This is a genomic window from Undibacterium sp. Tian12W, assembly GCF_049339405.1.
GTDB lineage: Bacteria > Pseudomonadota > Gammaproteobacteria > Burkholderiales > Burkholderiaceae_D > Undibacterium.
The window spans coordinates 1-22,274 of the sequence record NZ_JBMPPK010000041.1 but is presented as its reverse complement, the minus strand read 5'-3'; the positions used below and the strand labels follow the sequence as shown (position 1 = coordinate 22,274).

The window sequence follows — 22,274 nt, the reverse complement described above, 5'->3', positions numbered from 1 at the left end:
CAGCAAGCGCTCTATATCCTCCTTTATGAGCAAGATACTTCCGCACTATTTTCAACTTGAACTGCTCGTCGTATTTAGTCATGAAAAAACCCCAAAAGTTGGTGTCCAACTTTTGGGGTTCAGTTCAGAATTCTGGTGCGTTTTTTTTGTATCTAAAGTCTTACCTGGCTTGCATATTCGCCGATTTGAGCAACTTGATATTGCGCCATGGTTGCATGCTCTTGTCGCGTATAGGTGAGCCTTCCAGCGGTGGTGGTGCAGGGCTGAAGCCTGCGGCTGGGCATGAGCCTGTGCTGGCATAGGTCAGTGCTGCTGACAGGCGTGTTTCGCTTTGATTACCCAGGTCATGATTCAAGTCATCAGTGGCTTTGCACAATGGTGTGAAACCATTCGTGAAGTCGCCCTGACCTGCTGCATTGACGCCGGCAAACTGGATCGCAAAGTAGGCTGTCTTACAGTTATTGGTCTGGACGAATCCATAAGGCTTGCCGCAGGTAGTATCGCCAATCAAAATGACTTGCATGAAAGGTTTCAGACCATTGATGATGGATTCGCTGGCTGAGCAGGTACCACTGCCAGTCAGGATGAACACCCGTGGCAGGTTCAGTTGCGGCAAGAGACGGTTGTTGGTGTCCGTGTCATAGAAATAAGAGACATTGTCTGCTGTCAGGTCGGTATGCTTGTCGTTGAACTGCAATTGTTCAAACACTTTGTTAACAACCTTGGAACCGGCAATCATGGTCGATAATTCATTGGCGATATACAGGTAGCCACCGCCGTTGTAGCGCAGATCAAGTACCAGGTCATCAACACGTGCATTCTGGAACTTGCGCATCGCAGTTACCAGCGGTGCCTCTGCCGTGCGGATGTGGTCAGTAAAGACCATATAGCCTATCTTCTTGCCATTCACATTCAGTATCTGGTCTTGCAGTACGGGTGCTGTTGTAACCGTGGTGGATGTCATGCTCACCAGGCGGCTGCTTGCTGCATTGGTATCCTGCACCCTGAAGCTATGGACTTCGGTTTTAGATGGGAACAGGGCATTGTATTGCGTATCATTCAGCGAGCCGCCCAGATCCGTGTTATCTACACTGACCAGTGTGGTGCCGCGCTTGAGTTGTGCAATGTCAGCAGGCGAGCCGGGCTGTACGTAGCGCACCCGTATCTTGCTGCCTTCACGCACCAGGCTATAGCCATAACTGACATCCTCACCAGACTGGAAATAATCATCGATGCTGCCCTGTGCATCAGTGAAGCTGAACCTGTCCTTGGATTTGACGATCAGTGCATCAAAATAACTGGCGGGTGTGCTGTAGTTGGCGGCAGGTACATTGACGATGTCGCGGTACCACAGATAGACATCATCAAGGTGGGCGCGTACCCAGCTCTTTTCGCCATTCGGTGTACAGATATTCGCCAGGCTGTCGGGTGAACCATAGACGCCTGTCGTACCCGGGACGATCAGTGAAGAGTTAATCGGATTGCCACTGACACCGATGAGGTCGCGGGCAGCCGAGGTCGATGTACTGGTGACTGCGGCGGCAATCGCCATGGTCTTGGTGATATTGTCATCCAGAGTCAGATAGCTCAGGCCCTGTTGTACCGCAAAATAATTCGCGATATCAAGTTTATTGTTCAGCAGACTGGTGACCCAGCCCCAGGTCGCGTCATTTGCATATTCGCGGGCCGATACCAGGATAGCCCTGACCATGCTGCCCTTGGGCGTGCCGTTTTTCAGCTGGCTGGACCAGTAATCGATTTCTGCCGCATTGGGTGCAGTAGTGCCAGTGCGACCCAGCACATTTTTGTAAATGATGCGGATAAAGTCGTCATTGCTCATGCTGCTGGAATAACCTGTCAAGGCAGGAGACTGTAGTGCAACCAGGTAAAAACTTTCAGCAATTTGCGCTTCGGTCATGCCTGCCTGTACCTGGTCTATCCAGTAAGCCAGGCCGTCGGCATCGGGCACGCGGTTAAAGAAGGCTACGTACAGGTCAATCAGATTGTTCAGGCTGGCAACAGAGAGTGCTGCAGCCTTGTCGCCTACGCGCAGATTGACGCGAAAATCACTGAATTGCAGAGTCGTAGTCGTTACAGGTGCAGTGACTGGTGCCGTACCGCCGAGGGTATCGACAATCACATAAGTGGACCCTTGCCTTGTAATGGTATAGTTTTGGCGCTTGCCAGTGAAGCTCAGGACATCGGCGGCTGTTGCTGCCTGTATGACTGGCGCTGGTGACAATGGTGGCACGGCGGCTGCCTGTTTGGCATCCTGGTTACTGCCGCCACCACAGGCAGCGAGGATCAGGCTCACTGCTGACAAGGCGAACAGATTTTTACTGCTGGGCTTAAAACGCAACATGGTGATTCCACTATCTGATGACGAACATCGATTCTAGAAGAAATAGGTAGAATGTCAATTCGAATTGAAAAATTTTGTTAAAAACTTGCTTGCCCCCACATCATATATTACTCCACATGGTTTTTTACGTATGAAAACACGCTGCAATTGGGCTAACCCCTCTAACCCCCTGTACCTGCACTATCATGATCATGAATGGGGTGTGCCCTGTCACGATGAAGTGCGTCTGTTTGAAATGCTCAATCTCGAAGGTGCGCAAGCTGGTCTCAGTTGGGAAACCATACTCAACAAGCGCGAAAATTATCGTCTTGCTTTTGACAATTGGGACGCCAAAAAAATCGCTGCCTATGATGATGAAAAAGTTGCCTCACTGCTGGCCAATGCCGGCATCGTCAGGAACCGTTTAAAAGTCGCTGCTGCCATCACCAATGCGAAGGCTTACCTGCGTTTGTGCGAAGAGCAAGGCAGCCTGGATGCTTATCTGTGGGCCTTTGTGAATGGCAAGCCCATCGTCAATAGCGGTGAACGTATTATTACGACAGAATTGTCGGACCGTATTTCCAAGGATTTGCTCAAGCGTGGCTTCAAATTTGTTGGCTCGACGATTATCTATGCGTATATGCAGGCAATAGGTATGGTGAATGACCATGCTGCTGACTGTGCCTGGCGCAAAATCAAAGGCAAGAAATGATGGATAGCTTGTGCAAGCTCAGTGCACAATATCCCTGAAAACTGATGGCATACTGATGGCATTTGTATAAGCAGGCAAGCTCTGTTATCGTTTGGCGTCTCTTAGAAATAGTGAAAAAATGAAGCAAATTGTTCTCAAACCAATTTTCCTGGCAGCTTGCCTGACACTGACATTTGCCACTACTGTCGCCCATGCTGAAATCTATAAATGGGTCGATGCAAATGGCAAGGTGCATTATTCTGAAAAAAGGGATGAGGCAGGCAGAGCCAAAGTCGAAGAAGTGAAAGTGACTTCAGGAGAGGGCAGACCTTCCGCCGCGCCGAGCTGGCAGGAACAGGAGGCTGACTTCCGCAAGCGCCAGATAGAGAAACTGGCAAAACAGGCCAAAGAACCCGCAGTAAAACCTAAAGAGCCCTCGCCGTTTCCTCCCGGCAATCAGCCAGAAACCAATGAATCCCGTTGTGCCCTTGCCAAGGGTATCTTGAGCGGCAAGGTGATTCATGGCAGCAATATTAAAACCGACGCAAACGACAAGGCTATTGCAGAGAGGGATGTGAGTACCTATTGTCGTTAGAAATTCATGCAAATAAAAACACAAACAAGCCATACAACTGAGTTTTCAGTCTTTGGCATGCAGTAATTTGATTGGAGAGGGAATATGGCGTCATCATGGGACGGACCAGGACCGAAACGCAAACTTGAAGACATGCACCGCTATAGTTGCTATCTGTACGGCCTGGTAACAATTTTTTTTGCGCTCGGCATATTCGCAACTGGAGGCCAGTCGATTCCACATATTGTGCTGTTTATCCTTACGGCGACTTTATCTTTTGCGCATTTCAAATTGAGTGCTGCGGTTGAGCAAGACAAGATATGGAGCCGCAGTGCATCCATGGCTTTGGCCTGTCCATTACTTTTGGGTTTTCCCATCGGCACTTACATGGGCGTCACTATCCTCATCAATGCCGTCAGGTATGAGCCTTAGTAAACACTGGCCTGAGGTCTGAGTTAGATGGAGCGCGATGGTCAGCCCACAAGGCAATAATACTTATGCCTGCTTGATATTATTCGGCTGCTGCGCCAATGACTGCAAAGGTGAGGGTGTAGTCGTTGCAATATCCCGCAATTCTGGCGGCACGGCAACCCGCACAGGCTTGCTGTGCATATTGGTGGCTGACAAGACATTACCTTGCACTTCAGGGCTGGCATTCCAGACCGGGTCGTCTATGCTTTCAAAGACAGACTTCAATTGCTGGCCCCAGGTATTACGTATCATCTGAAAATACTGGTTTTTCTCGTCGATCGTGACGAAGTGGGTGATGGCCAGTTTATTGTCTTCATACACCAGCAAATCCAGCGGCAAACCAACAGACACGTTAGAACGCAGGGTAGAGTCCATTGAGATCAGCGCGCACTTGGCCGCCTCATCAAGCGGCGTCGCTGGGGTAACTACACGGTCTATAATGGGTTTGCCGTACTTCGCTTCACCAATCTGGAAGTAAGTGTTTTCATTATGTGATTCGATGAAATTACCGGCAGAATAAATCTGAAACAAACGGCAACGCTCGCCCTTGATCTGGCCACCAAAAATCAGGCTGACATTAAAGTCTATGCCAAACTCAGACAAGGACTTGGCGTCACGGTGATACACGGTGCGTACCGCCTCACCGAGTATGCGGGCTGCCTCATACATATTCGTCGCAGTCCAGATACTGTTGCCATTGGCATCCACATGATCAGATACCAGTTGACGTATCGATTGTGAAATCGACAAGTTACCAGCTGTCATCAGCACCATGGTGCGGTCGCCAGGGTTTTCAAACACCGACATCTTGCGGAAGGTGCCTACCTGATCCACGCCTGCATTGGTGCGTGAGTCGGAGAGAAACACCAGCCCGGCGTCCAGGCGCATGCCAATACAGTAAGTCATAGTGCAGAGTTTTGATCCATAGAAACTAGAATTCTACCCGAAACCGGAGCATTGAAATACGCTTGTCACATTTGTATGCAATGCCTGTAACAATTGACCAGCGCTGTATTCTTCGACAATTCGTGGTCAATTCGCGGTCAATTCATGAACACGTTCATGATCGTATGCATGGACGTATTCATGCCTTATCGTGGAGTTACCTGCACCGTCACACTCAGGGTTTCCAGTCCGCCACCACGGCGCACGCCGCGTACTGGCGCGGCTGAATCATAATCGCGCCCTATGGCCAGGCGACAATAGGAGTCTGTCATCAAAACCGCATGGGTGGCATCCACGCTGACCCAGCCGCTATAGTCGGCGTCTTCTACCCAGACATCAACCCAGGCATGGCTGTCAGCATGGCCAGTGGATTCCGGGTCAATATAACCAGAAACGTAGCGGGCCGGTATGCCACGGGCATGGCAGCAGGCCAGCATGATGTGGGCATGGTCCTGGCAGACGCCGCGGCCCAGCAACAGGGCATCGCTGGCACTGGTTGTGACGATAGTTGCACCAGTCTGGTACTCGACTGCACCACGAATGTGCGTCGCCAAATTTAATAGTGCAGCTGTGCTGGTCTTGCCGCTGTCAGGTAAGTGTGTTTTGGCAAAGTCCACTATCACTGGTACCGGTTCAGTCAGGCGCGTAGGTACGGTAAATACCAGGGGCGAAAAAGTATCCGGGTCGGTGATGCGGCCTTGATAAGGCGTGCTCAGTTCAACCACTCCCTCGGCGATGATGGCAACCTCATGATGCTGACCAGTAATGGTCAGCGTATGAGAAGGATTACCGTAAGCATCAATGTAGGCATGGCGTTGCCCGGCCGTTTTGATCTGCCAGGAAATCGCATGCTGGTGCAGCTCGGCACGCGGTGTCAGACGCAATTGCTGTATGGTGTAGGTCACCGGGGCCGAATAACGGTAGATGGTCTCGTGACGTATAAAAAGTTGCATGATATTTTTCTCAAGCCGCCAGCGGCACCAGGAAATCGCGGCTGACGCGGTTACCCAGATCAAAGACGTTTTCCAGGAAACGCGTCAGGTTGTCATGCAAACCTTCTGCCAATATTTCTTCAATGCGGGCAAATTGCAATTCTGCATGCAGCTTACCAGCAAAACGCTCGGTGTCTGCTGATACGTCATTACGCACTTCCTTGAGGTTGGCGACGACTTCATCCATGCAGGCCAGCAGAGAGCGCGGCATGTCACCACGCAGCATTAGCAATTCTGCCACGCGCTCAGGCGTAATCACATCACGATAGACCTTGCGGTAAATTTCAAAACCCGATACTGAGCGCAGCAGCGCTGCCCAATAATAGAAATCTCTTTGCAGGCTGTCATTGCCGCGCCCGCTTTCCTTGGCACCGTGAAACTTCACATCCAGTATCCTCGCCGTATTGTCGGCGCGTTCTATAAAGGTGCCCAGGCGGATGAAATGTACTGCCTCGTCTTTTAACATGGTACCCAGCGTTACGCCACGTGACAGATGAGAGCGGTATTTGACCCATTCAAAAAACTGGCTGGGGTCGTTTTCCAGTATTGTGTCCGACAGCCTGTCCTGCATATCCAGCCAGGTGGCATTCTGGGTTTCCCATACCTCGGTCGTCAGCGTACCGCGTACTGCGCGGGCATTCTCACGCGCTTCCTTCAGACAGGAGGCTATCGACGAAGGGTTCATCGGGTCCCTGACCATGAAGTCCAGCACATCCTTCTTTGTCAGCAAACCATATTGATGGTCAAAGGCAGACTGTAATTCAGAGATACCCAGCATGGCACGCCAGCCGCGCTCAGCATCTTCAGCAGACTGTGGCAACATCGAAGTCTGGATATTCACATCCAGCATACGGGCAGTATTTTCTGCGCGCTCGGTATAGCGCGCCATCCAGAACAAATGATCAGCGGTACGGCTCAGCATGTATTTTCTCCCAACTTAAATTTTTTTTAGGACTTACGCAAAATTGTCCCAGCAAGGCGTAGCGACGAAGACAGTACTTTAGTACGGCTAGGCGCTGCAACGCAGCTGGGGCGGTTTTGCGTACGTCCTACTGATTTAATTTTCAAGTATCCAGGTATCTTTGGTCCCACCACCTTGTGAGGAGTTGACCACCAGCGAGCCCTCCTGCAAGGCCACTCGCGTCAAGCCGCCAGGCACCATGGAGATGGTTTTGCCAGACAAGACAAAGGGGCGCAAATCAATATGGCGCGGGGCAATGCCGCTTTCAACAAAGGTAGGGCAGGCCGACAATGCCAGTGTAGGCTGGGCTATATAACCATCAGGCTTGGCCAGCAAACGCTGACGAAAATCTTCTATCTGCGCCTTGGTTGAAGCTGGTCCCACCAGCATGCCGTAACCACCTGCACCATGTACTTCCTTGACCACCAGGTCACCCAGATTTGCCAAGGTATAAGACAGGTCGTCTGGTTTGCGGCACTGGTAAGTTGGCACGTTATTCAAGATCGGTTCTTCCGTCAGGTAAAACCTGACCATGTCCGGCACGAATGGGTAAATCGATTTATCATCCGCAACGCCCGTGCCTATCGCATTCGCCAGCGTTACGCGGCCTGCTCTATACACCGACAGCAGGCCCGGCACACCTAATGAAGAGTCAGGCCGGAAAGCCAGCGGATCAAGAAAATCATCATCAATACGTCGGTAAATCACATCCACCCGCTTTGGCCCACGCGTGGTACGCATGAAGACCGCATTATCATTGACAAACAAATCCTTGCCTTCTACCAGCTCAACACCCATCTGCTGGGCCAGGAAGGCATGCTCAAAATAAGCCGAGTTATACATGCCCGGTGTCATGACCACGACAGTAGGGTTATCCACACCCATGGGCGCGACTGAGCGCAGGTTATCCAGCAACATGTCAGGATAATGATCAACCGGCGCTATCTTGTTACGTGCAAACAGTTCAGGAAATAGCCGCATCATCATCTTGCGGTCTTCCAGCATATAAGACACGCCAGACGGCACCCGCAAATTGTCTTCCAGTACGTAGAATTCACCTTCGCCAGCGCGCACAATATCCACACCCGCAATATGGGCATAAATGTCAGAAGCGACTGAAATACCCTGCATTTCAGGGCGATATTGGGCATTTTTATAGATTTGCTCGGCAGGGATGATGCCCGCCTTGATGATATTCTGGTCGTGATAAATATCATGGATAAACATGTTCAGCGCCTGCACCCGCTGCGCCAGGCCCTTTTGCAGTTGCGCCCATTCACCCGCATGGATAATGCGCGGGATGATGTCAAACGGGATCAGCCTCTCAGTACCCGCATCGTCACCATACACAGCAAAGGTAATACCCACCCGCCGAAAGCTCAGGTCCGCCTCGGCCCGCTTGCGTTTCAATCGTTCGGCAGGCTGTTGTGCCAGCCAGTTGCAAAACTCACGGTAATGTTCCCGCGTCAATTCTCCGCCCGCGCCATCAGATGCGGCGCCATCATAGGCATGCATTTCATTGAAAAACTTGGCCATGTTCTAGTCTCGTGGTTACGGTTCCAATACAGCATATCAAGAAACGTGCCAGATAACATTGTGGCTAACCGTAGCGTGGTTTTTTTGTCGTTATCAGTCGATCAGGCAAACAAGAGTGGCTGAGCTGACGATAGTACAATGTTCATTTTTTATCAAAGCTCAGGTCGTATGCCCAACAAAATGCGAGCACTCATATGTCTGTTGATGTTGTCAGCCGCTTGCCGCCTGGCCGTTTCTGAAGGCAGTAATCAACAGGCATTGACGGGTTTGCCTGACATGCCACAAGTAGCAGATGTCGCCAAAGGCAGGCTGGGGCAGCAGATTTTTTTTGATAAAAACCTGAGCCGCGATGGCACAGTAAGTTGTGCCACTTGTCATCAGCCAGAGTTGGCTTTTAGCGATGGTAAAAAACTGGCAGAAGGCATCAGAGGGCAAATCGGCACACGCAATACCCCCAGTCTCATCAATGCCGCCTTTAATCAAAGCCAGTTTTGGGATGGGCGGCGCAACACGCTTGAATCCCAGGCCATCGATCCATTTTTAAATCCGCGTGAACATGGCCTGCAAGACCAGCAAGCCATCCTCGCAGGTTTAAGCAAGGATCCAGCTTACCGCAAGCTGATACAGCAGGCCTATAACACCAAACCTGCCGCAATAAAACTGGAGCAAGTTGCTGGTGCGTTGGCAAGTTTCGAACGTATGCTGGTAGCAGGCGACAGCCCGTTTGACCGCTATTACTTCCAAAACGATAAATCCAGCATCAGCCCCGCCGCACAACGCGGCCTGCAACTTTTCATGGGCAGTGCTCTATGCGTCAACTGTCACAAAATAGAAAAGACAAACGCTTTGTTCACCGACAACCAGTTCCATGGCTTGGGTGTCGGCTTTAAAAAGATCGAAGCCCGCCTGCCAGAGCTGACACAACGTCTGGTGCGTGCGCAAGAACAAAAAATCAGCCTGGACCAGGCAGTGCTCAGCGATGAAGACATCGCCGAGCTTGGGCGTTTTGCAGTCACCCTCAAGCCAGCAGACATCGCCAAATTCCGTACACCCAGCCTGCGCAACGTCGCCCTGACCGCACCCTACATGCACGACGGCAGCGTCGCCACGCTCGAAGCCACCGTTGAAATGGAAATTTATTACCGCAGTGCCGAATCGCAAAAACCGCTGATACTCACCCCTTTGGAAAAAGCCGATCTGGTTGAGTTTTTAAAATCCTTGACCAGTGCACCCTTGCCCAAACACCTCTTGTCTGCCCCCTCGTTTAAATAAGCTCGTGCCGTGTCATCGTCAAAAGACACGCAAATTACTGCCATATTTTTCATCAGGTGTCTTTATTTTTAAGAAAATAAAAGTAAAAAATAAATAAGTGAACTTGTTCTCTTTGCATTATAGTTGTGTTGAATGCATGACTTTAATATAAATTAACTATTGCCTGTCCGTAATTTTTACGTGCATCAGCCCAATGCTGACAATAGATGGACGCAAAGGGATGACAATGCAGCACCGGTTTTGCCTGAAACATGGCCTTGTACGCTTGTTGGCGATTGTATTGGCCGCACAAAGCATTTTCATCCGGCTTTTTGCAGCGCGGCCTTACCGCGCTTTATGCCTGCTGGCGTTCTGCCTGGGCACGCATCTCACATCGCCTGCGCTGGCGGCTGATGTCCAATACGTATATGACAAACTCGGCCGCCTGGTCAGCGTGGTAGCAGCTGACGGCAAAAGTGTGCAATACACTTATGATGCAGTTGGCAATATCCAGAACATACAAAAGAACGCCACGACGGCACTCTCTATTGCCGAATTCTCACCCTCCGGCGGTAGCGCGGGCACCACAGTCACCATCTTTGGTAGCGGCTTTGACAACGTAGCTGCAAACAATATTGTCAAATTCAATGGCAAGCCCGCAACGGTGACCGCAGCCACCGCAAACAGCCTTACCGCAAACGCGCCCGCAGATGTCGCGACAGGCAAAATCACCATCAGCAATACCAACGGCACAGCCACCAGCAGCAATGACTTCGTCGTGGGCGCAGCCAGTGCGCCGACCATTACCGGCTTTACCCCCAATATGGGTAGCAACGGCACAGTCGTTACGGTCGGCGGTGCAAACTACCAGCCAGTCAAAACCGACAACAAAGTCAGTTTTGGCAATAGCTTTGCCACAGTCTCTTCGGTCACAAGCAGTAGCCTGCTGACCTCACCACCAGCGTCACCAGTATCTGGAAAAATCTCAATCTCCACACCTTACGGGCAGGCTATCAGCTCCAGTGATTTCTATGGTTTGCCGACGGGGGTAAGTTCGGCAGATATTGGGTATGCAGGGCGTTTGTCAGTCAATACATCTGCTACAAAAGTATCAACAAGCACAGCAGGCAAAAAAATTGTATTGCTGTTTGAAGGTGTTGGTCAGCAATACCTATCCTTGTTATCAACAGCCGGAACATTTGCTGCCAACGTCAATGTCGCAGTGTACCGACCAGATGGCAATCTTCTGGTAAGCGGGCTTATCACAAATATGGGTAATTTTGAATTACTGAAATTACCTATCAGTGGAACTTATACAATTTTTCTGACACCTGGTTCAAGCGACAAAGGAGATTTGAATCTGTCATTGATACCCGCTGGTACCATGAACATTGATGCTGTTACACCTCTGAGTGTTGTTGCCGCTCAGATGCAACGTTTTACTTTTACTGCAGAAGCAGGTAAAACATTTGGACTCAGCCTGACTGATTTGAAGTTTACTGGCACTGGCTCAGGTACTAAAAATGTCAGAGTCTACCTTGAAAGGGGTGATGGTACTGCAGTCTACGACTGGACTTTCACTGCAGATGGTAGTTGTGACCTGTATATGCCCTCATGGTTTCCTACGGCAGGCACTTATGTTCTTCGCTTTGTTCCAAGTTTCCCGTTTGTAGCGAGTTTCAATGCTTTACTATCCAAAGACATTGAAGTGGGCATTCTTTTACCAGGTGCTGCACCCCTCAATCTGACGACTGTATTCCCTGGTCAAAATGGACGATTCACCTTCAATGCGGTTGCTGGGCAAAGCTTTAACTTGGCAATTACTGGCAATACCATACCAGTCTACACTGCAAAGACTATTTGGATTTACAAACCCACTGCCGGTAGCAGCGGTTCACAGTGGGGGTCCTACGATTTAATTACTGGCTCTTCTGTAATTGGCTTGAATAATCTTCCAGAAACAGGGACATACACTATTCTGATTGATCCTTTGGGGCTCGATAAAGGCAGTATCAATCTTCAATTGCTATCTGATGCTACCGGCACATTGGCAATGGACGGAACGACTTCCGTGAATTTGCCTATGGGTCAATATGGTCGTTATACTTTCACTGCTCAAGCAGGTAAAGCTTATGGCCTAAGTCTTACTAGTTTGAATTTCACCGGCACCGGTTCAGGCACAAAAAATGTCGCCGTATACCTGGAAAAAACTGATGGCACGGCGATTTACAACTGCACATTTACTGTTGATAGTAGCTGTGATTTTTATAATCCCAAATGGTTTGTCGCAGGTGATACGTATGTTGTCCGTTTTATACAAAGCTCATCTTATGCTGTTAGCTTCAATGTCATGTTATCCAGAGACATTGAAGCAGGGAATCTTATTTCTGGTGTTGCGCCCCTCAATTTGACCACTATATTTCCTGGGCAGAATGGACGTTTCACTTTCAATGCAACAGCCGGGCAAAGTTTTAACTTGGTGATTACTGGTAACACCATGCCTATCACCAGCAGCAAGACTATCTGGATTTATAAACCTAGCAGTAGCGGTTCCGAATGGGTATCTTATTCTTTGAGTAGTGGACCTGTTGTCCTCAATTTGAACAGTCTTCCAGAAACAGGTGTTTATACTATTTTGATTGATCCTTTGGGTATTGACAAAGGTAGTATTAACCTGCAGTTGCAGTCCGATGCGACAGATAATTTAATTGTGGATGGCAGCAATCCTGTGAGCCTGCCAATGGGGCAATATGGGCGCTACACTTTCACTGCTGAAGCGGGCAAAACTTATGGTCTTGGCCTCACTAGCTTGAATTTTACTGGCACAGGGTCAAGTACTAAGAATCTGACTGTCTATCTTCAAAAATTGGATGGCACAGCTATATCCAACTGGACTTACGTCGCTGATGGTAGTAGTAACTTCTATAATCCGCAATGGTTTGCTACAGGCGGCACCTACGTTGTGCGCTTTGTACAAAGTTCGACCTACGGCGTCAGTTTCAATGCATTATTATCGAAAGACATAGACGCTGGCACGCTGGTGGTGAATGCGGCACCTCTTACCTTGACTACGACCCGTGTAGGGCAAAACGGACGATTTACTTTCAACGCAACTGCTGGTCAAAGCGTCACTCTCGCAGTGACTGGCTATACGATGCCCATCACCAGCAATAAGACAATCTGGATTTATAAACCCAGTAACAACACTACCGAGCTGGCATCTTATTCAATTAGCGGGCCAAGTGCCAACTTCACTTTAAATAATTTGCCAGAGACAGGTACGTACAGCATCTTGATTGATCCGCTGGGAGCGTCCGTGGGCAATATAAGTCTGCAACTTAAATAATATGGCACTGACCAAACTCACTGCAATGCACAAAGATAAAAATTGTATGCATAAAGGAAGCCGCACCGTGGCAATTCAAGCACCTACATTTTCAAGCGCTCGCGCTACGACAGAATATTACCTGGCAAGGCTGCTGCAATGGGGCTTAAGCATATTTGCTTTGTTCTTGTTGTCCATGTCAACAGCGAGTGCTGACAATCTCAGCAATACACAAGAAAAATCACGAGCACTGATACAGCAACTCGCACCTCAGCCAGCCAGGTTATCGGGGCAATCAGCAACGCAACTGGCAGATGGCCGCTGGTTGTTGTTGGGCGGTGCAGGCAATGTGGTGATCATTGAAGATACTAAAATCGGCAAACGCAATCCACTCAATAGTAAGTTGATACAGGCACGTAGCCATCACAGTGCGACCCTGCTACCCAACGGTAAAGTATTGATCATAGGCGGAGTAGATGCCAGCGGCAATGTAGTCACCACTCTTGAACAATATGATCCCGACAGCGACAAGTTCAGCTACCTTGCTAATCCTGGCCTGATTGCCCGCAGCGGTCACACCACAACTTTAATGGCCGATGGCAAACTGCTCATTGCCGGTGGTGCCGACAGCCGCCAGCGCCTGCTCTATGAGACCGAACTTTATAATCCCCGCAATCAAAGTCTGGAGCGTTTCAACGTCAAACTTGATACTGCCAGGCGCGATCATGTCGCCACTTTATTGCCTGGTGCTCAGCTATTATTATCCTATGGTCTGGATAACGGTTTGCAGCCACTTAACAACGGTGAACTGTTTGACCAGCAAAGCCAGCGCTTCACCCTGATACAAAAAGAACGCGTGCAACAAATCGCCAGTGCTTTGCAAAGCACTGCAGCACCCTCTATCAAAGACAGCCAACCGGCGCCAGATGCACAGGCTGTGCCAGTAGATCAAAGCCTGGTTATACAATTTGCACAGCGCATGCAAGTCAGCAGCCTTAATAGTGACAGCGTCACCCTCATGGGGCCGCATGGCGTCGTACCCATCAAAGTTGTCGCTGCCGAATATGGCGTACTTTTATTCGTCACACCACAGCAAGACCTGCTGCCAGCCAGCAGATACACACTGTTCGTCAAAGGCGCACTTGATCATGCTGAGGAGGCATTGCCATTCAGCGCGATTGGCTTTGGAACCGCGCAATTCGACAAAGTACAAGTCAGCTTTGGTAACGGCAATATTCCCGCAATTGCTGGCAATAATTCTGTAATACAAAACGTCACTACGCAAACTCTGGCAAGTAAGGACTCAGCAACCAGCATTCCTGCACAAATAAATCCAGCACCTGAGGCAACAGCTAGCACGGCAGCAAATGCAACTGTCACAACCCTGAGTACAATCGAAAAAAACGCGCTTGCCTTGGCAAACAGCAGCACCCAGCCAGAAGTCTGGCACCCAGATGCACGTCATTTTAAGGGTGATTGGCGCGCACGCCGTGGTGACAGTCCATTACAGGCTTTACCAGCCTTGCAGGCCGCTAAAGGCGAAACCGCACTTGCAGGCCAGGTGCTGACACTGAATGGCCATGGCCTTGCCAACGTCACCATCAGCGTGGGTCAACAAAGTACCAGGACCGACATTACCGGACGTTTCTTGCTGAGCAATCTCCAGGCAGGCGAACAGGTGCTTGATATAGACGGCCAGACCGTACAAAAGTCAGGCACGCGCTATGGCTTTTACCAAACTCGCGTCAGTCTCTCTGCTGGTAAAACAACCGCACTCACGTATCCCATCTGGAGCAGTGCACTTGACCCCGCAGGCAACATCAGCGTCGCCTCGCCAATCAAACAAGAAACTGTAGTCTCTTCACCGCGCATACCCGGTCTGGAGCTGCGGATCCCAGCAGGTACAGTCATTCGCGACCGCAATGGCAAAATCGTTACAGAACTTAATATCACCGCTATCCCTGTTGACCATCCACCTTTCCCTTTGCCTAGCCTGGGCGTGCCCGTGTATTTCACCATCCAGCCTGGCGGTGCCATGCTCAGCAGTATCAATGGCAAAGACCAGCCCGGTGCAAGACTGATTTACCCAAATTTTGGTGGTGCTGCTCCCGGCACCCGGATGAATTTCTGGAACTATGATGCGCGCGGCAAAGGTTGGTATGTTTATGGTGAGGGCAGTGTCAGCGCAGATGCAAAGCAAATCATTCCAGATGCTGGCGTTGCGATTTATGAATTCACCGGTGCCATGGTTGCCGTCCCTAGCACTGCGCCCGCAGAAGGCCCGGTAGTTGCCGGCTGCCGCTGCGGTGATCCGGTTGATATGTACACCGGGTTGTTCTTGAACGAAAGCACTGACCTGGTAGTCAATGACATCATTCCATTAACAGTCAGCCGCAGTTATCGCCAGCGTGATACTGATTCCCGCTCATTTGGCATAGGCACCAGTTTATCGTATGACATCTATCTGGTAGGCAACTCCTGGACATGGCAAGACCTGATCTTGCCGGATGGCAGCCGCATTCACTACGAACGCATTTCTGCAGGAACTAACTATACTGACGCAGTATATAAACACACTGGTTCTGGCTCAGCATATGACGGTTCTATCCTGAGCTGGAATAATCCGCGCTGGGGCTGGAGCCTCAAGCTAAAAGATGGCACTGTGATGGAATTTCCTGAGGCGATGAATTCACACACCGCCCGTAAAGGAGCCTTAGTTGAATTGCGTGACCGCTACAATAACACCATCAAAATCACACGCAATTACCTCTATAATTTATATAGGCTCACCAGCTCAAGCGGCCGATTTATCCAGTTCACTTACGACAATAGTGATCGCATCACCCTCGCCACAGACAACCTTGGCCGCAGCGTCAAGTACGACTACGACACCGCCGGTCACCTGATCAAAGTCACCTATCCAGACCAGACCTTTGAAGCTTTCACCTACGACACCAAACACAATATGCTCACCGTGCAAGACAGGCGCGGCAAGCTCATGGTCACCAATGTCTACGACGCCAACAACCGCGTCACCAAACAAACCTATGCTGACAACAGCACCAACCTTTTCGCCTACACACTTGATGGCAACGGCAAGGTCACGCAAACCGACCATACCGACGGCAACAGCGTCGTCACCCGCTTCATCTTCAATGTCAACGGTCACGCCACCAGTGTCATCAAGGCACTGGGCCAGCCAGAGCAGCAAACCACCAGCTTCGAACGCGACCTCGCCACCAACCTGCTGCTCTCAAGCACAGATGCCCTGGGCCGCAAGACCAGCTACACCTACGACAGCAAAGGCAATCAACTCAGCCAGACCTATCTGCCCGGCACTGCCGATGCCGTCACCAGCAGCGCCACCTATAGCAGCGACTACAACCAGGTCACCAGCACTACCGATGCCCTCAACCAGACCACCACCTTTACCTATGACAGCATCGGTAATCTGCAACAGATCAAAGATGCCCAAAACAAAGTGCTGCAATTTGGCACCAATGCCGCAGGCCAGTTGACCCAGTTCACCGACGCCCGCAACAAAGCCACCCAGTTCGGCTACGATGGTTATGACCTCAGCAGCATCACCGACCCGCTCAACCGCAGCGTCATCCTGCGTACTGACGCCATAGGCCGCACCGTCAGCAGCACCGATCCCCTCAACCAGCGCAGCATCAGCAATCTCGACAACCTCGACCGCGTCACCAGCGTCATCGACACCAATAACCAAAGCACCGGCTTTGGCTACGACAACAACGACAATCTCACCACTGTCACGGATGCCAACAACCACAGTACCGGCTTCAGCTACGACAACCGCAACGCCGTTACTAGCAAGACTGATGCCTTAAGCCAGAACAGCAGCATCGTCTATGACAACGAACACCGCATCAAACAAAGTACAGACCGCAAGAACCAGCAGACCAACTACACCTACGACAGCCTCAACCGCCTGCGTACTGTCACCTATGCCGACAACAGCACCATCACGCATACCTACGACAACGGCAACCGCCTAACCTTGGTGGCCGACAGTATCAACGGCAACATTGGCTTTACCTATGACAACCTGGATCGCGTCACCCAGGTCACCAGCCCCAAAGGCACAGTCAACTACAGCTACGATGCCAATGGCCAGCGCAGCACAATGACCGTCGCAGGCCAGCCCACACAAAGCTACATCTACGACAAAGTCGGCAGGCTCACCCGCATAGACCAGATCGCAGGTGCCATCAACAACAACCAGGCACAAGCCATCCAGTTCACTTATGACGACGCAGGCCGCCTCACCAAAACCACCTATGCCAACGGCATCACCCGCGACAACAGCTATGATGACGCAGGTCAGTTGACTGGCATCACCTATAAAAAAGCCGACAACAGCCTCATCGGTGACCTGACCTACACTTACGATGCCAATGGCCGCCGCACCAAAACCAGCGGCAGCCTGGCAAAGACAGATCTACCCGACACCATCAACACAGCCAGCTACGACGCCAACAACCGCCTCGCCACCTGGGGCAGCCAGATACTCAATTACGATGCCAACGGCAACCTCACCAGCGATGGCCTCAAAACCTACATCTGGAACGCCCGCAACCAACTGATACAGATCAAGGACAGCACAGGCACAGAAGTCGCCAGCTTCAGTTATGACGCACTGGGTAGAAGACAAACTAAAACCATCAATGGTGTCAGCACCGGTTTTATGTATGACGGCGTCAACATCGTGCAAGAACTCAACGGCGCAAGCCCAATCAACAACTACATCAGTGCTGGGGTGGATCAGGTATTTGCGCAGCAAAGTGGTGCTGGATTAAGTGCCAGCAGCCTGACTTACCTCACTGATGCACTTGGCTCCACCATCCGCCTCACCAACACAGCAGGCGATAAGGTAGTTGATTACAGTTACGATCCTTATGGCAATACCAGGGCAGATGCTGTTGTCAACAACTCGTTTCAGTACACAGGTAGGGAGAATGACGGGAATGGTTTGTACTACTACAGGGCTCGGTATTATTCACCGACCACACATAGGTTCATATCGGAAGATCCGATTGGGTTGAATGGGGGGATTAATACTTATGGGTATGTGGGTGGAAATCCTGTTTCCCTTATTGATCCGTTCGGGTTGCAAGCGCACATGGTTTTATTGGACGACGGCATTCCAAGTACGCAGCACCTTTATGATTGGGCAGCGACATATCAGCCCAAGGATGTGAACACGATTGTTGTGCACGGTAACTCAAAAGGACAATTCTCGAGTTCCCCACAAGCTTATACGCAGTTTACTGCTGGAGCGATTGCGAAATTACTTAAAGACGCTAAAGGATACGATCCCAATCTGCGAACACTTCTCATTGCATGTGACAGTGGCATTGGTGGTGATAAAAGTGGCGGACAAAGAATTGCTAATGCTTTAGGAAATCCTAATGGTGTTGTCGCACCTTTGCAAGAGTTACTAGAGGGAGTTGGGCCGGGATCGCCACCAGGAGTTCGACCTAACGTACGTGAACAATGGAAAATATTTTTTCCAAAATAAGGAAAATAGCATATGAAAATCTCAATTTTATTGACTTCGTGGGGTCTATTTTTTGGTCTTTCTATCTGTCAAAATGTGAAAGCCAATGATAAGAATGAGTCTTTATGCCTCGCTATAAATTCAAATATAGAAGCAATTCGGATTACACCTGACGGTAGTAAGGCATTTATCACAGACTCCGGGATCGGAAGAGTAATCGTTGTATCAACACGTTCTGATACTATTCTTGCAGACATTCCTGTATCTGGAAAAACGATGGCAATAGGCTTTTCTCCAGACAGTAAAAAAGCTTACATTACATCGTCCAACGGTAGTTCGCATGTGAATGTATTCGACGTGAGTTCTCATGCATTGATTCAGTCGTTCTCTTTTCCAAATGACGTCGATGATTTGGAACAACTTATTGTATCGAAGGACGGCCGGCGTCTTTATGCTCCAATGCCTAACGCTACACCTGCATCTATTCTGGTTATGGATACAGCGACAGGTGGCGTATCTTCTATTCCAGTTATAGGTTTAAAGAATGGTATTGCTATATCCCCTAGTGATAGCTTGGGATATACGATCAGTGAGAAAATTGCCGTTATTGATACCGCACTAAATGTTATTCGAGCCCGTCTTCCATTGCCTGGTCAAGCTTCCGATTTTACAAGCGATATAGCAGTTTCTGTAGATGGTTCTATATTGGCTCTGGGAAAAATTGGACATCCTGCAGAAATTTTTTTGATGAATCTCAAAGACGGTAATAAGATAAATTCGATATATCTTGGCTCAGAAAAAAGCACAAAAAAGAATCCAAACGGCCTGCTATTTCCGGGGGGACTTACATTTTCTCCTGATGGAAAAAAACTCTTTGTCAGCCATAACTTCACACAGCCAGGCCGAGTATCTGTTATTGATATTAAAAAGCGCTCGATCGTAGCGTCAATAATACTGGGTAATTTTCCTAGTGGAATTGCGATTACTCGCGACGGGAAAAAAGCTTATGTATTGGTTCATGAGGAAGGCGGAGCGAATATTGCCGTAATTGATACGAGAACCAATGGTATGTTAGCAAAGATATCTGTTCAAATACCTGCAGGAAGTCAATTAGAGCAAAAAAAAGGGATCTGCAAGTCAAAATAAGTTATTGAAGACAAGGAAAAATATTAGGTTTTCCGATATCTAGGCAAGGACAATCGGATCTGAGATTCCTGTCTAATGATGCGGTGGAGAGACGCTGGAAGGGGCGTTTTTCGATGTTGGTATTCAATCTGTATTATTTTGTTCAATTAGCATATATGCGCCGCAGCTCTTCTACATCGACAACCTCACCAGCGATGGCCTCAAAACCTATATCTGGAACGCCCGCAACCAGCTCATCCAGATCAAGGACAGCACAGGCAGAGAAGTCGCCAGCTTTAGTTATGACGCACTGGGCAGAAGACAAAACAAAACCATCAATGGTGTCAGTACCGGGTTTATGTATGACGGCGTCAACATCGTGCAAGAACTCAATGGTACCAACGTTACCAACCGCTATATCAGTGCTGGAGTGGATCAGGTATTTGCGCAGCAGAGTGGATCAGGATCAAGCGCCAGTAGTTTGACTTACCTCACAGATGCGCTTGGTTCCACTATCCGGCTCACTAATGCAGCAGGCGACAAGGTTGTTGATTACAGCTACGATCCTTATGGCAATACCAAGGCAGATGCTGTCATCAACAACGCGTTCCAATATACCGGAAGAGAGAATGACGGGACGGGACTTTATTACTACAGGGCCAGATATTATTCACCGACCACACATAGGTTCATATCGGAAGATCCGATTGGATTGGCTGGAGGAATCAACGGGTATGGGTACGTGGGTGGAAACCCGATCAGTTTTACCGATCCGTCCGGCTTGTGTGTTGGGCCTTTGGCGGTAGCTTGTGTTTTCATTGCAGAAAATACTGGAGGATTACTTTTAGCTGCAGACATTACCGCCGGGGTGACCACAGGCGCTATGCTACCATCGCTATTACCGGCTTCCGGAATGACTTCCGCAGCCAAGGCATGTGTGGCAAATGTTGAGTCAGCAGTAGTTGCTACTCGTAGTAACTATCGGACTCTTTTCATTCAAGCTATTGGTCGGCTAGAAGAAAATTCGGAAGTCCATCATGCACTTCCACAAAAATACGAAAGTCTTTTTCAGATGGCTGGAATTAATATTCATGAGAACCAATGGCTACGTGGTGTTACAGTTAATGTACACAAAATTATTACAAAAGAGTGGCGAGAATTTGATCGAGCTATGGGAGGAAATCCAACAGCCGCACGTGTCGCAGAATTTGCAAAGCATATTGATGAAAAATATGAAAGTGTTTTTAAGTGGGCAGGTTTTTAGAAAAAATAAGGAAATGCTATGACGAAGAAAGAAGAATTTTTTCAAGACATTGGAGGAGCAATTGAGGCTTGGGCTGAAGTAGCATCCAAGGAATTAACCGATCCCAATTTCAGCTCCACTTGGGCCGATAGTCAAGAGCCGTTTAAACAACTTCAACAAGTGTTTTTCTCAAATAACATACCAAAGGAAGTTGTGACGGAAATGTTCGTCGAATGTTTTCAAGGGTTGGCGCACTCTTTTCTATGCATTTTGGATGGTGCAACTGCGTTATCAGATACAGGTAGAATTTACGTTGTTGATGAGGATGGTATTGAGCTTGGTGATGGTTTGCACGAGGAATTCGAGGATTATTTTTTTGACAGAAAAATGTCAAAGAAAAGCTAATCGATCGGGTTTTTATGCTCTATGCAAAGGCATACATTGAACAATTCCTTGTCAGATTTGTGCGTCCCAAGAGGCCCGATCTTGAAGCTCCGCTTCTGGACGCAGTAGATGCATTAAATTTAAGAACGCCCCTTTCTGATGCAATCTTGGCTGCCATGGTTGAGGCCGTTTCTGAAAAGCAAACAACCGTCTATGAAGCTTCTACTCAGATTTTTGGAAAGATTGCCGAATATGACGATAGAGCCTTGCAAATGATTCGGGATATGGCGATCTCAAAACATGCTCATGTTCGCCATAATGCACTGCTATGTCTCACACAAAAAACTCAATCAACCGCGTGTATTGAAATTATTCGTGACGGTCTAAGAGATAAAAGCTCGCGGGTCCGACGCAAAGCGGCAGACTGGGCGATTAGATTGCCATTACAGAGTCGCACCAGATATAGCTGATGCTTGTGCGTTTGCTAGCTGAATTGACCCTGTCAGTTTGATCCGCCTTCCACTTCCTGGCGAAGGCGGCCACCCGGTCATACGACCCTTCAAATCCCAGTTCTTTCAGATCCAGATGAAGTTGTTTTAAGCTTCGTCTCTGCTTCCGATTTTTACCCGCTTCGGTTTTAAGCCAGCTTGAAAGCTGTAATGCATATTTGTCAATCGCACTGATTGTTTGTCGTTCCGCATAGGCTGGCTCTGTGATTTCAGAGCGCAGATAGCGCCGGACAGTGTTGCGAGAGATGCCCAGTCGTCTGGCGATCTCCCGTAATGGGATCTGGTCACGAATGTGCCAGCGTCGAATAATACCTAGTAATGCCACGTCAATCACTCCTGCTCCCTACTCATCAAGATAAGTAGGATTGTGTGCTAAACGTGGGTCAATTTTAGATGCAATTTATC

The 22,274-nt window shown here is 49.3% G+C and carries 17 protein-coding genes; 10 read left to right on the top strand and 7 right to left on the bottom strand.

What is annotated here, in order from left to right:
* Window positions 1-160 precede the first annotated feature (160 nt).
* Window positions 161-2,362, bottom strand: coding sequence for a DUF4214 domain-containing protein (locus tag ACO0LI_RS29770; RefSeq protein ID WP_423037475.1), 2,202 nt, complete (start codon window positions 2,360-2,362; stop codon window positions 161-163).
* A 130-nt stretch (window positions 2,363-2,492) separates the two neighbouring features.
* On the opposite strand from ACO0LI_RS29770, the gene ACO0LI_RS29765 reads away from it, so the two are divergent.
* The 3 genes from ACO0LI_RS29765 (at window position 2,493) to ACO0LI_RS29755 (ending at window position 4,038) form a co-directional block, all read left to right on the top strand.
* The gene (locus ACO0LI_RS29765) at window positions 2,493-3,053 is read left to right on the top strand and encodes a DNA-3-methyladenine glycosylase I (protein WP_422954495.1); all 561 of its coding nucleotides are present in this window, start codon (window positions 2,493-2,495) and stop codon (window positions 3,051-3,053) included.
* Window positions 3,054-3,171: 118 nt separating this feature from the next.
* Window positions 3,172-3,627, top strand: a complete 456-nt coding sequence (locus ACO0LI_RS29760) for a DUF4124 domain-containing protein (RefSeq protein ID WP_423037473.1) — start codon at window positions 3,172-3,174, stop codon at window positions 3,625-3,627.
* Window positions 3,628-3,711: 84 nt separating this feature from the next.
* Window positions 3,712-4,038 (top strand): hypothetical protein, encoded by a 327-nt coding sequence (locus tag ACO0LI_RS29755; protein ID WP_422954497.1) that lies wholly within the window; start codon window positions 3,712-3,714, stop codon window positions 4,036-4,038.
* Between the two features lie 63 nt (window positions 4,039-4,101).
* Here the strand turns inward: ACO0LI_RS29755 and ACO0LI_RS29750 are convergent, their stop codons facing one another.
* From ACO0LI_RS29750 to ACO0LI_RS29735, 4 genes are all read right to left on the bottom strand, one after another.
* Window positions 4,102-4,983, bottom strand: a complete 882-nt coding sequence (locus ACO0LI_RS29750) for a peptidase (protein ID WP_422954498.1) — start codon at window positions 4,981-4,983, stop codon at window positions 4,102-4,104.
* 185 nt (window positions 4,984-5,168) lie between these two features.
* Complete coding sequence (locus ACO0LI_RS29745; RefSeq protein ID WP_423037471.1) at window positions 5,169-5,975, bottom strand: transglutaminase family protein; 807 nt, start codon at window positions 5,973-5,975, stop codon at window positions 5,169-5,171.
* Window positions 5,976-5,985: 10 nt separating this feature from the next.
* Window positions 5,986-6,936: an alpha-E domain-containing protein gene (locus ACO0LI_RS29740; protein WP_423037469.1), complete on the bottom strand. Its 951-nt coding sequence runs from the start codon at window positions 6,934-6,936 to the stop codon at window positions 5,986-5,988.
* 135 nt (window positions 6,937-7,071) lie between these two features.
* Window positions 7,072-8,511, bottom strand: a complete 1,440-nt coding sequence (locus tag ACO0LI_RS29735; RefSeq protein ID WP_422954501.1) for a circularly permuted type 2 ATP-grasp protein — start codon at window positions 8,509-8,511, stop codon at window positions 7,072-7,074.
* A 180-nt stretch (window positions 8,512-8,691) separates the two neighbouring features.
* Between ACO0LI_RS29735 and ACO0LI_RS29730 the strand changes: the two genes are divergently transcribed.
* The 4 genes from ACO0LI_RS29730 (at window position 8,692) to ACO0LI_RS29715 (ending at window position 19,754) form a co-directional block, all read left to right on the top strand.
* Window positions 8,692-9,783 carry a cytochrome-c peroxidase gene (locus ACO0LI_RS29730; RefSeq protein WP_423037467.1) on the top strand — a complete coding sequence of 364 codons (1,092 nt, stop codon included), beginning with the start codon at window positions 8,692-8,694 and terminating at the stop codon, window positions 9,781-9,783.
* A 193-nt stretch (window positions 9,784-9,976) separates the two neighbouring features.
* Entirely contained in the window at window positions 9,977-13,108 is a 3,132-nt protein-coding gene (locus ACO0LI_RS29725; protein WP_423037465.1) for an IPT/TIG domain-containing protein, read from the top strand.
* Window positions 13,109-13,175: 67 nt separating this feature from the next.
* Complete coding sequence (locus tag ACO0LI_RS29720; protein ID WP_423037463.1) at window positions 13,176-18,629, top strand: RHS repeat-associated core domain-containing protein; 5,454 nt, start codon at window positions 13,176-13,178, stop codon at window positions 18,627-18,629.
* 12 nt (window positions 18,630-18,641) lie between these two features.
* Window positions 18,642-19,754, top strand: coding sequence for a YncE family protein (locus ACO0LI_RS29715; RefSeq protein WP_423037461.1), 1,113 nt, complete (start codon window positions 18,642-18,644; stop codon window positions 19,752-19,754).
* A gap of 142 nt (window positions 19,755-19,896) precedes the next feature.
* Here the strand turns inward: ACO0LI_RS29715 and ACO0LI_RS29710 are convergent, their stop codons facing one another.
* The gene (locus ACO0LI_RS29710; protein WP_423037459.1) at window positions 19,897-20,118 is read right to left on the bottom strand and encodes a hypothetical protein; all 222 of its coding nucleotides are present in this window, start codon (window positions 20,116-20,118) and stop codon (window positions 19,897-19,899) included.
* Here ACO0LI_RS29710 and ACO0LI_RS29705 point away from each other — a divergent pair.
* Genes ACO0LI_RS29705 through ACO0LI_RS29695 form a run of 3 tightly spaced genes read left to right on the top strand, consistent with a single transcriptional unit; the run spans window position 20,113 to window position 21,830 of the window.
* Entirely contained in the window at window positions 20,113-20,997 is an 885-nt protein-coding gene (locus ACO0LI_RS29705) for an RHS repeat-associated core domain-containing protein (protein ID WP_423037457.1), read from the top strand. The genes ACO0LI_RS29710 and ACO0LI_RS29705 overlap by 6 nt on opposite strands.
* 18 nt (window positions 20,998-21,015) lie before the next feature.
* Window positions 21,016-21,381 carry a hypothetical protein gene (locus tag ACO0LI_RS29700; protein WP_423037455.1) on the top strand — a complete coding sequence of 122 codons (366 nt, stop codon included), beginning with the start codon at window positions 21,016-21,018 and terminating at the stop codon, window positions 21,379-21,381.
* A 14-nt stretch (window positions 21,382-21,395) separates the two neighbouring features.
* Window positions 21,396-21,830 (top strand): hypothetical protein, encoded by a 435-nt coding sequence (locus tag ACO0LI_RS29695; protein WP_423037453.1) that lies wholly within the window; start codon window positions 21,396-21,398, stop codon window positions 21,828-21,830.
* Here the strand turns inward: ACO0LI_RS29695 and ACO0LI_RS29690 are convergent.
* Window positions 21,793-22,194, bottom strand: a complete 402-nt coding sequence (locus ACO0LI_RS29690; RefSeq protein WP_423037451.1) for a helix-turn-helix domain-containing protein — start codon at window positions 22,192-22,194, stop codon at window positions 21,793-21,795. The two genes, ACO0LI_RS29695 and ACO0LI_RS29690, sit on opposite strands and share 38 nt — an antisense overlap.
* Between the last annotated feature and the right edge of the window lie 80 nt (window positions 22,195-22,274).